This window comes from Cellulosimicrobium sp. NPDC057862 (genome assembly GCF_042797035.1).
Lineage (GTDB): Bacteria > Actinomycetota > Actinomycetes > Actinomycetales > Cellulomonadaceae > Cellulosimicrobium.
Genome location: NZ_JBHVMH010000005.1, coordinates 230,435 through 242,823 on the forward strand (window position 1 = coordinate 230,435; position 12,389 = coordinate 242,823).

Consider the following 12,389-nt stretch of genomic DNA (forward strand, 5'->3'; position numbering starts at 1 on the left):
CGTTGCATAAGTATGTATAGTGATGCATATGACGATCAGAGTCGCGGTCGCGGGTGCGTCCGGGTACGCCGGCGGGGAGACGCTCCGCCTGCTCGCCGGGCACCCGGAGGTGGAGATCGGCGCCGTCACGGCGCACAGCAACGCGGGGTCGCTCCTCGGTGAGCACGAGCCGCACCTGCGATCCCTCGCCGACCGCGTGCTGCTGCCGACGAGCGTCGAGCACCTGCTGGGCCACGACGTCGTCGTGCTCGCGCTGCCGCACGGTGCGTCGGGCGAGATCGCGGCGCAGCTCCCGGACGACGTGCTCGTGCTGGACCTGGGCGCGGACCACCGGCTGGAGTCCGCGGCGGACTGGGCGTCGTTCTACGGGTCGGAGCACGCGGGCACGTGGCCGTACGGGCTGCCGGAGCTGCTGCTCACGCTCGCGCCGGGCGCTGCCGCGAGCGAGACGAAGCAGCGCGAGCGGCTCGCCGGCGTGCGCCGCATCGCGGTGCCGGGCTGCAACGTCACGGCGGTCACGCTGGGCATCCAGCCGGGCATCGCGTCCGGGCTCGTCGAGGGCCGTGACCTCGTCGCGGTGCTCGCCAACGGCTACTCGGGCGCGGGCAAGTCCCTCAAGCCGCACCTGCTCGCGTCGGAGGCGCTCGGCTCGGCCCAGCCGTACGCCGTCGGCGGGTCGCACCGGCACATCCCGGAGATCGCGCAGAACCTGCGGGCCGCGGGAGCGTCGGGCGTGAGCATCTCGTTCACGCCGACGCTCGTGCCGATGTCGCGCGGGATCCTCGCCACGGTCACGGCGCGCCTGTCCGACGACGCCGCGCGCCTCGACCGTGCGGAGCGCGACGCGCGCGTGCGCCGGGCCTGGGAGGACGCGTACGTCGGCGAGCCGTTCGTCCGCGTGCTGCCCGCGGGTCAGTGGCCCACGACGGCCATGACGCTCGGCGCCAACACGGCCCTCGTCCAGGTCGCGGTCGACCACGCGGCGGGCCGCGTCGTCACCGTCACGGCGATCGACAACCTCGTCAAGGGCACCGCGGGCGCCGCGGTGCAGTCCATGAACATCGCGCTCGGCCTGCCGCAGACGGCCGGCCTCACGACCGAAGGGGTCGCCCCGTGACCGTCACCACCCCGCAGGGCTTCCGGGCCGCCGGCGTCGCCGCCGGGCTCAAGTCCACGGGCGCCCGCGACGTCGCGCTCGTCGTCAACGACGGGCCGCTCGACGTCGCCGCCGCCGTCCTCACGACGAACCGCGTGTTCGCCGCGCCGGTCGCGTGGACCCGGCAGGCCGTGAGCGACGGGCGCGCGACCGCCGTCGTGCTCAACTCGGGCGGCGCCAACGCGTGCACGGGGCCGGAGGGCTTCGCCGACACGCACCGGACGGCGGAGCACGTCGCGGACGTGCTCGCGACGTCCGCCGGCGACGTGCTCGTCTGCTCGACGGGCCTCATCGGCGTGCGGCTGCCCCTGGAGAAGCTGCTCGCCGGGGTCGACGCCGCCGCGGCGGCGCTCGCCGACCCGGTCGCGACGGTCGACGGCGGCGGCGACGCCGCGCTCGCGATCATGACGACGGACACCGTGCCCAAGACGGTCTCCGTGGTCCGCGAGGTCACGGACGCGACCGCGACGGACGGTGCCGCGACGTGGACGGTCGGGGGCATGGCCAAGGGTGCGGGCATGCTCGCGCCGGGCCTCGCGACGATGCTGTGCGTGCTCACGACGGACGCCGTCGTCGACGCCGCGACGGCCGACGCCGCGCTGCGCGCCGCGACGCGCACGACGTTCGACCGCGTCGACTCCGACGGCTGCATGTCGACGAACGACACCGTGATCCTCCTGGCCTCCGGTGCGTCCGGGGTCGAGGTGACGCTCGACGAGCTCACGGACGCCGTGACCGAGGCCAGCGCGTCGCTCGCGCGCCAGCTCGTGGCCGACGCCGAGGGCGCGAGCCACGACGTCGCCGTCACCGTGGTGAACGCGTCGAGCGAGGACGCCGCCGTCGCGGTCGCGCGCGCGGTGACGCGCTCCAACCTCTTCAAGGCCGCGATCTTCGGCAACGACCCGAACTGGGGGCGCATCGTGTCGGCCGTCGGGACGGTCCCCGAGGACGTCGCGCCGTTCGACGCGCTCCTGCTCGACGTGACGGTCAACGACGTCCAGGTCTGCCGGGCCGGGGGAGTGGGCGAGCCGCGCGAGCTCGTCGACCTCGCCGTCGAGCGCGAGGTGCGCGTCGAGATCGACCTGCACGCCGGCTCCGCGACCGCGACGGTCTGGACCAACGACCTCACGCACGACTACGTCCACGAGAACAGCGCGTACTCCTCATGAGCGACCCGACCACGACCACGCCCCACCCGGACGACGCCGCGTTCGACACGCGCACCGACCTGCGCCCCGAGCAGAAGGCGGAGGTGCTCGTCGAGGCCCTGCCGTGGCTGGAGGAGTTCGCCGGCGCGCTCGTCGTCGTCAAGTACGGCGGCAACGCCATGGTCGACGACACGCTCAAGGCCGCGTTCGCCGAGGACATGGTGTTCCTGCGCCGGGTCGGGCTGCGCCCCGTCGTCGTGCACGGCGGGGGCCCGCAGATCTCGGCGATGCTCGACCGGCTCGGCATCGAGTCCGAGTTCCGCGGCGGCCTGCGCGTCACGACGCCCGAGGCGATGGACGTCGTGCGCATGGTGCTCACGGGCCAGGTGTCGCGCGAGCTCGTCGGCCTGATCAACGCGCACGGCCCGTACGCCGTCGGGCTCTCGGGCGAGGACGGCGGCCTGCTCCAGGCCCAGCGCCGGCACGCGACCGTGGACGGCGAGCCGGTCGACGTCGGGCTCGTCGGCGACGTCGTCGAGGTGCACCCGTCCGCGGTCCAGGACCTGCTCGACGCCGGCCGCATCCCCGTCGTCTCGACCATCGCGCCCGACCTCGAGGACCCGACGCAGGTGCTCAACGTCAACGCCGACACCGCCGCCGCGGCGCTCGCCGTCGCGCTCGGCGCGAAGAAGCTCGTCGTGCTGACCGACGTCGAGGGCCTGTACACGTCCTGGCCGGACAAGGACTCGCTCGTCGCGCAGATCACGCGCTCCGAGCTCGCGACGCTCCTGCCGTCCCTGTCCGCGGGCATGGTCCCCAAGATGGAGGCGTGCCTGCGCGCGGTCGAGGGCGGCGTCCCCGCGGCGACCGTGATCGACGGTCGCGTGCCGCACTCGACGCTGCTCGAGGTCTTCACCACCCAGGGCAACGGGACCATGGTCGTCCCCGACCCCGCGGGCGCGCCGGCGCCCGAGCCCGTCACGACCGCCGGAGGAGCCGCGTGAACGCCCTCGACCACCCGACCGGCGCGCCCGCGCCCGCACCGACGACCACCGTGACGGCCCCGGCCGACGGCTCCGTCGCGCAGTGGACCGACCGCTACACCCACGCGGTCATGGACACGTTCGGCCCGCCGCAGCGCGTCCTCGTGCGCGGCGAGGGCGCGTACGTGTGGGACGCCGACGGGAAGCGGTACCTCGACCTGCTCGCGGGCATCGCGGTCAACGCGCTCGGCCACGCCCACCCGACGCTCACGGCCGCCGTCTCGGCCCAGCTCGGCACGCTCGGGCACGTCTCGAACTTCTTCGGCACCCCGACGCAGATCGCGCTCGCGGAGCGCCTGCTCGCGCTCGCGGAGGCGCCCGAGGGGTCGCGCGTGTTCTTCACGAACTCGGGCACGGAGGCCAACGAGGCGGCGTTCAAGATGGCGCGCCGGACGGGCCGCACGCGGGTCCTCGCGCTCCAGGGCGGCTTCCACGGGCGGACCATGGGCGCGCTCGCGCTGACGTCGAAGGCCGCGTACCGCGAGCCGTTCGAACCGCTCCCGGGCGGCGTCGAGTTCGTCGCGTTCGACGACGTCGCCGCGCTCGAGGAGGCGTTCTCGCCCGCCGCGGTGGCGGCCCGCGGCGAGGTCGCCGCGCTCGTCGTCGAGCCCGTGCAGGGCGAGGCCGGCGTGCGCTCGCTCTCGCCGGGCTACCTCGTCGCCGCGCGCGAGCTCACGGCGCGCCACGGCGCGCTCCTCGTCCTCGACGAGGTGCAGACCGGCGTCGGGCGCACCGGCTCGTGGTTCGCGTACCAGCAGCCGGAGGTGGGCGGCGGCGTCGTGCCCGACGTCGTCACGCTCGCCAAGGGCCTCGGCGGCGGGTTCCCCGTGGGCGCGGTGGTCGCGTACGGCGAGCGCGCTGCGACGCTGCTCGGCCGCGGCCAGCACGGCACGACGTTCGGCGGCAACCCCGTGGCGGCCGCGGCGGCGCTCGCGACGCTCGGCGTCATCGAGCGCGACGGTCTGCTCGAGAACGTCCGGACCGTCGGCGGGCTCCTGCGCGACGGGATCTCCGCGGCGGGCAACCCGCTCGTCGCCGGGGTGCGCGGACGCGGTCTCCTGCTCGCCGTCCAGCTCACCCGGCCCGTCGCGGCCGACGTCGCGCGCGCGGCGCTCGACGCGGGGTTCGTCGTGAACGCCGTCGCGCCCGACGCGATCCGCCTCGCGCCGCCCCTGATCCTCACGCCCGACCAGGCGCGCGACGTCGTCGCGTTCTTCGCGTCGGTCACCGTCCCCGAGGACCCGGCCGCCGCGGCGGCCCGTACCGCGAACCCCGCACCCACGACCGAACCCACGACCGACCCGACGACGAGGAGCTCCTGATGGCCCCCCGGCACTTCCTGCGCGACGACGACCTCACGCCCGCCGAGCAGCGCCAGGTCCTCGAGATCGGCCTCGCGTTCCGCGACGACCGCACGTTCCGCCAGCCGCTCGCCGGCCCGCAGGGCGTGGCCGTGCTGTTCGACAAGCCGACGCTGCGCACCCAGCTCTCGTTCGCGACGGGCATCGCCGAGCTCGGCGGCTTCCCGGTCGTCGTCGACGGCCGGCTCGCCCAGGTCGGCGTGCGGGAGTCCGTCGCGGACGTCACGCGCGTGCTCGACCGGCAGGCGTCGGCGATCGTGTGGCGCACGTTCGGCCAGGACCGTCTCGAGGAGATGGCGGCGATCAGCCGCGTGCCGGTCGTCAACGCCCTGACCGACGACTTCCACCCGTGCCAGATCCTCGCGGACCTCCTCACGATCGCCCAGCTGCGTGGTGGCACGGGGGCGCTGGCGGGCCAGACGCTGGCGTACGTCGGCGACGGCGCCAACAACATGGCGCACTCCTACCTGCTCGGCGGCGCGACCGCCGGACTGCACGTGCGGGTCGGCACGCCGGACGGCTACCCGCCGCACCCCGTCTTCGTGGCCGACGCCGAGCGGATCGCCGCCGAGACCGGCGGCTCCGTGCTCGTCACGTCCGACCCGGTCGAGGCCGTCGCGGGCGCCGACGTCGTCGCGACCGACACGTGGGTGTCGATGGGCGACGAGGCGGAGGCCGAGGACCGCGCCCTGCCCTTCGTGCCGTACCAGGTGAACGACGACCTCCTCGCCCACGCGAAGGACGACGCGATCGTGCTCCACTGCCTGCCGGCCTACCGCGGCAAGGAGATCACCGCCGAGGTCATCGACGGCCCCCGCTCGGCCGTGTGGGACGAGGCAGAGAACCGCCTGCACGCGCAGAAGGCGCTGCTCACGTTCCTCCTGGAGCGGTCGTGACCGAGGCCCGCACGGCGACGACGAAGACGGCGCGCCACGCGCGCATCGCCGAGATCGTGCGCCGCACCGAGATCCACTCGCAGGCCGAGCTCGCGCGCGAGCTCGAGCGCGAGGGGCTCTCGGTGACGCAGGCGACGCTCTCGCGCGACCTCATCGAGCTGCGTGCAGAGAAGGTGCGCGGCGCCTCGGGCGCGCTCGTGTACGCCGTGCCGGGGGAGGGCGGTGACCGCAGCGTGCAGACGGCGGAGTCGCCCGAGTACCTCGCGGCCCGGCTCGCGCGCCTGTGCTCCGAGATGCTCGTCTCGGCCGAGGCGTCCGCGAACCTCGTCGTGCTGCGCACCCCGCCCGGCGCGGCGAACTACCTCGCGTCCGCGATCGACCACTCCGTGCTGCCGCACGTGCTCGGGTGCATCGCGGGCGACGACACGATCCTCGTCATCGCGCGCGACCCCGACGGCGGCGCCGACCTCGCGCGGCGCTTCCTCGAGCTCTCCGGGCCCCACGGCGGGCCCGTCCCCGGCACGCCGGACTGACCGCCGTCGGACCACGCCCCGCGCGGCGGACCGCCCTGCGAGACTGGACCCGGACCCCACCCGCACGTCACAGAAAGAGACCGTCATGACTGAACGCGTCGTGCTCGCCTACTCGGGCGGCCTGGACACGTCGGTGGCCATCGGCTGGATCGCCGAGGCCACGGGCGCCGAGGTCGTCGCCGTCGCGGTGGACGTCGGCCAGGGCGGGGAGGACCTCGAGGTCATCCGGCAGCGCGCCCTGGACTGCGGCGCCGTCGAGGCGTACGTCGCGGACGCGCGCGACGAGTTCGCGGCCGAGTACTGCATGCCCGCGCTGCGCGCGAACGGCCTCTACCTCGACCGGTACCCGCTGGTCTCGGCGATCTCCCGCCCGGTGATCGTCAAGCACCTCGTGCGCGCCGCGCGCCAGTTCGGCGCCACGACCGTCGCGCACGGCTGCACCGGCAAGGGCAACGACCAGGTGCGCTTCGAGGTCGCGACGACGTCGCTCGCGCCCGAGCTGAAGACCATCGCTCCCGTGCGCGACCTCGCGCTGACGCGTGAGAAGGCCATCGAGTACGCCGAGAAGCACTCGCTGCCCATCGCGACGACCAAGCACAACCCGTTCTCGATCGACCAGAACGTGTGGGGTCGCGCGGTCGAGACCGGCTTCCTCGAGGACATCTGGAACGCCCCGACCAAGGACGTCTACAACTACACCGACGACCCGACGTTCCCGCCCGTCGCGGACGAGGTCGTCGTCACGTTCGACCAGGGCGTCCCGGTCGCGCTCGACGGCGTCGCGGTGACTCCGCTGCAGGCGATCCAGGAGATGAACCGCCGCGCGGGCGCCCAGGGCGTCGGGCGCATCGACATCGTCGAGGACCGCCTCGTCGGCATCAAGTCGCGCGAGGTCTACGAGGCGCCGGGCGCCATCGCGCTCATCGCCGCGCACCAGGAGCTCGAGAACGTCACCCTGGAGCGCGAGCAGGCCCGCTTCAAGCGCGGCGTCGAGCAGCGCTGGACCGAGCTCGTCTACGACGGCATGTGGTTCAGCCCGCTCAAGCGCTCGCTCGACGTCTTCATCGACGACACGCAGCGGTACGTCTCCGGCGACGTGCGCCTCGTGCTGCACGGCGGGCGCGCGACCGTTACGGGCCGCCGCTCGGAGGCGAGCCTGTACGACTTCAACCTCGCGACGTACGACGAGGGCGACTCGTTCGACCAGTCGCAGGCCAAGGGATTCATCGAGATCTACGGTCTCACCGCGAAGCTCGCCGCCGCGCGCGACGAGAAGTTCGGCAACGGTGTGGACCTCGGGGCGGGAGCACTGTGAGCACGCACGACCAGCAGGGACCGGAGTCCGCCACGTCCGTCGAGGGCGGCGCGGCGGCAGCGGGGGCCACCGACGGGGGAGGGCGCGTGAGCCTGTGGGGCGGCCGCTTCGCCGGCGGTCCGGCCGACGCGCTCGCCGCGCTGAGCAAGTCGACGCACTTCGACTGGCGCCTCGCGGGCCAGGACGTCGCGGGGTCGAAGGCCCACGCGAAGGTCCTGCACGCGGCCGGCCTGCTCGACGACGACGAGCTCGACGGCATGCTCGCCGCGCTCGAGCGCCTGCGCGAGGACGTCGCGTCCGGCGCGTTCGTCGCGGCCGACGACGACGAGGACGTGCACACCGCGCTGGAGCGCGGGCTCATCGAGCGCGCCGGGCCGGAGCTCGGCGGCAAGCTGCGCGCGGGCCGGTCGCGCAACGACCAGATCGCGACGCTCACGCGCATGTACCTGCGCGACGAGGCGCGCACGATCGCGGGCCTGGTGCTCGACGTCGTCGACGCGCTGATCGAGCAGGCCGCCGCCCACCCCGGCGCCGCGATGCCCGGGCGCACGCACCTCCAGCACGCGCAGCCGGTGCTCCTCGCGCACCACCTGCTCGCCCACGCGTGGCCGCTGCTGCGCGACGTCGACCGGTTCATCGACTGGGACGTGCGGGCCGCGCGCTCGCCGTACGGCTCGGGGGCGCTCGCGGGCTCGTCGCTGGGTCTCGACCCGGCGGCCGTCGCCGCCGAGCTCGGGTTCGACGGCCCGGTCGAGAACTCGATCGACGGCACCGCGTCGCGCGACGTCGTCGCGGAGTTCGCGTTCGTCGCGGCGATGCTGGGCGTGGACCTCTCGCGCCTCGCGGAGGAGGTCATCCTCTGGGCGACCAAGGAGTTCGGCTTCGTGCGCCTGCACGACTCGTACTCCACGGGGTCGAGCATCATGCCGCAGAAGAAGAACCCCGACGTCGCGGAGCTCGCGCGCGGCAAGGCGGGGCGCCTCATCGGCGACCTCTCGGGCCTGCTCGCGACGCTCAAGGGCCTGCCGCTCGCGTACAACCGCGACCTCCAGGAGGACAAGGAGCCCGTGTTCGACCAGGTCGACACGCTCGAGGTGCTCCTGCCCGCGTTCTCCGGCATGGTCGCGACGCTCGAGTTCGACACCGAGCGCATGGCGTCGCTCGCCCCGCAGGGCTTCTCGCTCGCGACCGACGTCGCCGAGTGGCTCGTGCGCGAGGGCGTGCCGTTCCGCGTGGCGCACGAGGTCGCCGGCGCGTGCGTGCGCGTGTGCGAGGAGCGCGGGATCGAGCTGTGGGACCTCTCCGACGACGACCTCGTGTCGATCTCCGAGCACCTGACGCCGGGCGTGCGCGACGTGCTGAGCGTCGAGGGCTCGCTCGCGTCGCGCGACGCCGTGGGCGGCACGGCCCCCGTCCGGGTCGCCGAGCAGCTCGACGCGGCGAAGGAGCGCTCGGCCGAGTACCGCTTCTGGGCGCAGGGCTGACGACCCTCGTGCCGACGGTGCCCGCGCCGGGGGTACGCGCGTGAGCGTCGAGCAGCACGTCCTCGCGGACCTCGTGCGGCGCGTGCGCGACGCCGTCCCGCGCCTCGGCCCGTCGCCCCGCCCGGGCGACGGGCCGGCGGGAGGCGGCGCGGCGCCGTCGGGCACGCGGCTCGTGGTGGTCGACGGGCCGGCGGGCTCGGGCAAGACGACGCTCGCCGCCCAGCTCGGCGAGGCGCTGCCCGCGCAGGTGCTCCACATGGACGACCTGTACGAGGGCTGGCGCGGGCTCGAACCGGCGTGGGACCGCCTCGCGGAGTGGGTCCTCGCCCCTCTCGCGACGGGGCGCGCGGGGCGGTACCGCCGGTTCGACTGGGCGCTCGACCGCTTCGCCGAGTGGCACGACGTCGCCCCGGCCCCCTTCCTGGTCGTCGAGGGCTGCGGAGCCGGTCGCCGCGAGGCGGACGGCGTCGCGGCGCTGCGCGTCTGGGTCGAGGCCCCGGACGACGTGCGGCTGCGCCGGGGGCTCGACCGTGACGGCGAGGACCAGCGCGAGCACTGGCTCGCCTGGATGGCCGACGAGCGCGAGCACTACGCGCGCAACGCGTCGCGCGAGCGGGCCGACGTCGTGCTGGACGGCTGGGGGAGCGTCGTGCGGGCGAGCGAGCCGCCGTCGCGCCGAGGCTCGCGTGACGGTGGCGAGGCGTAGATTGCCCACGACGGAAGGTGGTGCGATGTCGACGGACGCCGCGACGCAGATGACGGGGAGCGGGGAGTCCCGCGCCGTCGGACCGTGGGACGTCCCGGCCCGTGCTTGGTATGCGCGCGACGTCCACGAGGTCGCCCGCGACCTGCTCGGGTCGTTCCTCACCCGACGCAGCGACGACGGTGACGTCACCCTGCGGATCACCGAGGTCGAGGCGTACGACGGCGAGCGCGACCCGGGCTCTCACGCCTTCCGCGGACGGACGGAGCGCAACCGCGCGATGTTCGGCGAGGCCGGTCGGCTGTACGTGTACCGGCACCTGGGCCTGCACCACTGCGTCAACGTGGTCTGCGGGCCGGTCGGCCGCGCGTCCGCCGTCCTGCTGCGCGCCGGCGAGGTGACCGACGGCGTCGACCTCGCGCGGTCGCGCCGGCTCGCCGTCGGGAGCTGCGACTCCGACCGCCAGGTCGCGCGGGGTCCCGCTCGGCTCGCGGTCGCGCTCGACCTCGACCTGCGCCAGTACGGCGCCGAGCTGACGGACCCCGAGGGTGCGCTCGTGCTGCACCGTGCCACCGCCACGACGCTGCGCCCGGCGATCGCGACGGGCCCGCGCGTCGGCGTCTCCGGCGACGGGGGAGACGGTGACCTGTACCCGTGGCGCTCCTGGCTCGCGGGGGACCCGACGGTCTCGGCCTACCGCCGCGTGAGCGCCAGGGCGCGATGAGTCGCACCGCCGGGTTGCGGGGTGCGGCTGCGACGGCGTCGCGGCGTGCCTGACGAGCCGGCCGTCCCGTGACCGATGGCCGACGGCGGCCGCGCGGCACGGCAGACTAGGACCCGCCGCCCGCACGGGCGGCGACGCACGTGCCCGGACCGTGGGCACTCGACGAAGGAGCAGAAGTGAGCGACGTTCTCGACGAGCTGCAATGGCGGGGCCTGGTGGCGCAGTCCACCGACGAGGCCGCGCTGCGCGCCGCGCTGGCCGAGGGCCCGATCACGTATTACTGCGGGTTCGACCCGACGGCTCCGAGCCTGCACCACGGCCACCTCGTGCAGCTCGTCGTGCTGCGTCACCTCCAGCTCGCGGGCCACCGCGCCGTGGCGCTCGTGGGCGGGGCGACGGGCATGATCGGCGACCCGCGCCAGTCGGGCGAGCGCGTGCTCAACACCAAGGAGACCGTCGCGGAGTGGACCGAGCGGCTGAAGTCGCAGGTGTCCCGGTTCCTCGACTTCGAGGGCGACAACCCCGCCCGGCTCGTGAACAACCTCGACTGGATCTCCGAGCTGTCCGCGATCGACTTCCTGCGAGACGTCGGCAAGCACTACCGGCTCGGCACGATGCTCGCGAAGGACACCGTCGCGCGCCGCCTGCGCTCCGAGGAGGGCATCAGCTTCACCGAGTTCAGCTACCAGATCCTCCAGGGCATTGACTTCCTCGAGCTGTACCGCCGGCACGGCGTGTCCCTCCAGACGGGGGGCAACGACCAGTGGGGCAACCTGCTGTCGGGCGTCGAGCTGATCCGCAAGACCGAGGGCGCGGCCGTGCACGTGCTCACGACGCCCCTCATCACCAAGGCCGACGGCACCAAGTTCGGCAAGACGGAGGGCGGGGCGGTCTGGCTCGCGCCCGACATGATGAGCCCGTACGCCTTCTACCAGTACTGGCTCAACGCCGCGGACGAGGACGTGGTGGGCTGGCTGAAGATCTTCACGTTCCGCACGCGGGACGAGATCGCCGAGCTCGAGGTTGCGGTGCGCGAGCGGCCCGGGGCACGCGAGGCGCAGCGCGCGCTCGCCTCGGACGTCACGACGCTCGTGCATGGGGCTGAGGCGACAGCGTCCGTGATCGCCGCAAGTCAGGCGCTCTTCGGGCGGGGCGAGCTCGCCGGCCTGGACGCGGGGACCCTGGGCGCGGCGGTCGCCGAGCTGCCGCGCACGACGGCGCACGTGGGCGACGCGGTCGTCGACCTGTTCGCGGCGTCGGGCCTCGTCGCCTCGAAGGCGGCCGCACGTCGCGCGGTGGCCGAGGGCGGGGCGTACGTCAACAACGTCAAGGTCACGAGCGAGGACGCCGTCCTCGCGGCAGAGGACCTGCTGCACGGGCAGTTCGCCCTCCTCCGCCGGGGGAAGAAGACGCTCGGCGTCGCCGTCGCGGACGGTGCCGCCGGCTGAGCAGCCGCGTCGCCTCGAGGCCGAAGGGGCCGGACCGCAACCGAGCGGGACCGGCCCCTTCGGCGTCTCGTCAGGATCGCGCGACCCACCCGTCCCATCCCGCGAACCGAACGTCGGACGGCGCGAGCGCGCGGGTCTGGGGGAGCGCATCGCACGGATTTGGCACCCGGACGGAGCGCGTGTAGTGTTCTCGACGTTCGCCCGGCAGGGAGGAACGGACACCGGGTCTCGATCGCACGAGACGGTGGCTGGTCCCCCGGGCGGTCCCCTCGAGAAAGACACGGAGCCTCGCGCGCCGTGACATGATCGAGGCCGCTGGTTCCCCGGCTCCATCCGCTCGGATCACCGAGTTGGAGGGGGCGCAGAGGATCTGGTAGATTAGAGAAGTTGCCCCAAGCGAGGTTCTGCCCGGTCGGGTGGTGCTGAGTTGGTGTGTGTCGGTTGTTTGAGAACTCAACAGTGTGCTTGTTAGTCAATGCCAATTTTTTGTCCCTGTGGCATGGCTGATCGTCTCGCCCGTCGGGTGGGGTGGTTGGTTGTGTCTGGGATTCCTTTGGTTGATTTCGGAAGATGATGTC

11 protein-coding genes are annotated in these 12,389 nt (G+C 73.9%); all 11 read left to right on the forward strand.

Going from position 1 to position 12,389, the window contains the following annotated elements:
- Positions 1 to 22: 22 nt before the first annotated feature.
- The 11 genes from argC (at position 23) to tyrS (ending at position 11,811) form a co-directional block, all read left to right on the forward strand.
- Positions 23 to 1,117: an N-acetyl-gamma-glutamyl-phosphate reductase gene (gene argC / locus ACFVN3_RS09625; protein WP_378232568.1), complete on the forward strand. Its 1,095-nt coding sequence runs from the start codon at positions 23 to 25 to the stop codon at positions 1,115 to 1,117.
- Positions 1,114 to 2,325 (forward strand): bifunctional glutamate N-acetyltransferase/amino-acid acetyltransferase ArgJ, encoded by a 1,212-nt coding sequence (gene argJ / locus ACFVN3_RS09630; RefSeq protein WP_378232570.1) that lies wholly within the window; start codon positions 1,114 to 1,116, stop codon positions 2,323 to 2,325. The genes argC and argJ overlap by 4 nt, the downstream gene beginning before the upstream one ends.
- Positions 2,322 to 3,308 (forward strand): acetylglutamate kinase, encoded by a 987-nt coding sequence (argB, locus tag ACFVN3_RS09635; protein WP_378232571.1) that lies wholly within the window; start codon positions 2,322 to 2,324, stop codon positions 3,306 to 3,308. Before argJ ends, argB begins: the two co-directional genes overlap by 4 nt.
- 50 nt (positions 3,309 to 3,358) lie before the next feature.
- Positions 3,359 to 4,669 (forward strand): acetylornithine transaminase, encoded by a 1,311-nt coding sequence (locus ACFVN3_RS09640; protein ID WP_378232591.1) that lies wholly within the window; start codon positions 3,359 to 3,361, stop codon positions 4,667 to 4,669.
- Entirely contained in the window at positions 4,669 to 5,604 is a 936-nt protein-coding gene (argF, locus tag ACFVN3_RS09645; RefSeq protein WP_378232572.1) for an ornithine carbamoyltransferase, read from the forward strand. Before ACFVN3_RS09640 ends, argF begins: the two co-directional genes overlap by 1 nt.
- The gene (locus ACFVN3_RS09650) at positions 5,601 to 6,137 is read left to right on the forward strand and encodes an arginine repressor (protein WP_043655538.1); all 537 of its coding nucleotides are present in this window, start codon (positions 5,601 to 5,603) and stop codon (positions 6,135 to 6,137) included. The genes argF and ACFVN3_RS09650 overlap by 4 nt, the downstream gene beginning before the upstream one ends.
- An 85-nt stretch (positions 6,138 to 6,222) precedes the next feature.
- Positions 6,223 to 7,452 carry an argininosuccinate synthase gene (locus ACFVN3_RS09655; RefSeq protein WP_378232574.1) on the forward strand — a complete coding sequence of 410 codons (1,230 nt, stop codon included), beginning with the start codon at positions 6,223 to 6,225 and terminating at the stop codon, positions 7,450 to 7,452.
- Positions 7,449 to 8,936 carry an argininosuccinate lyase gene (argH, locus tag ACFVN3_RS09660; protein WP_378232576.1) on the forward strand — a complete coding sequence of 496 codons (1,488 nt, stop codon included), beginning with the start codon at positions 7,449 to 7,451 and terminating at the stop codon, positions 8,934 to 8,936. Before ACFVN3_RS09655 ends, argH begins: the two co-directional genes overlap by 4 nt.
- A gap of 40 nt (positions 8,937 to 8,976) precedes the next feature.
- The gene (locus ACFVN3_RS09665) at positions 8,977 to 9,642 is read left to right on the forward strand and encodes a uridine kinase (protein WP_378232577.1); all 666 of its coding nucleotides are present in this window, start codon (positions 8,977 to 8,979) and stop codon (positions 9,640 to 9,642) included.
- 49 nt (positions 9,643 to 9,691) lie between these two features.
- Positions 9,692 to 10,363, forward strand: a complete 672-nt coding sequence (locus ACFVN3_RS09670) for a DNA-3-methyladenine glycosylase (protein WP_378232592.1) — start codon at positions 9,692 to 9,694, stop codon at positions 10,361 to 10,363.
- Between the two features lie 176 nt (positions 10,364 to 10,539).
- Complete coding sequence (tyrS, locus tag ACFVN3_RS09675) at positions 10,540 to 11,811, forward strand: tyrosine--tRNA ligase (protein WP_378232578.1); 1,272 nt, start codon at positions 10,540 to 10,542, stop codon at positions 11,809 to 11,811.
- Positions 11,812 to 12,389 lie beyond the last annotated feature (578 nt).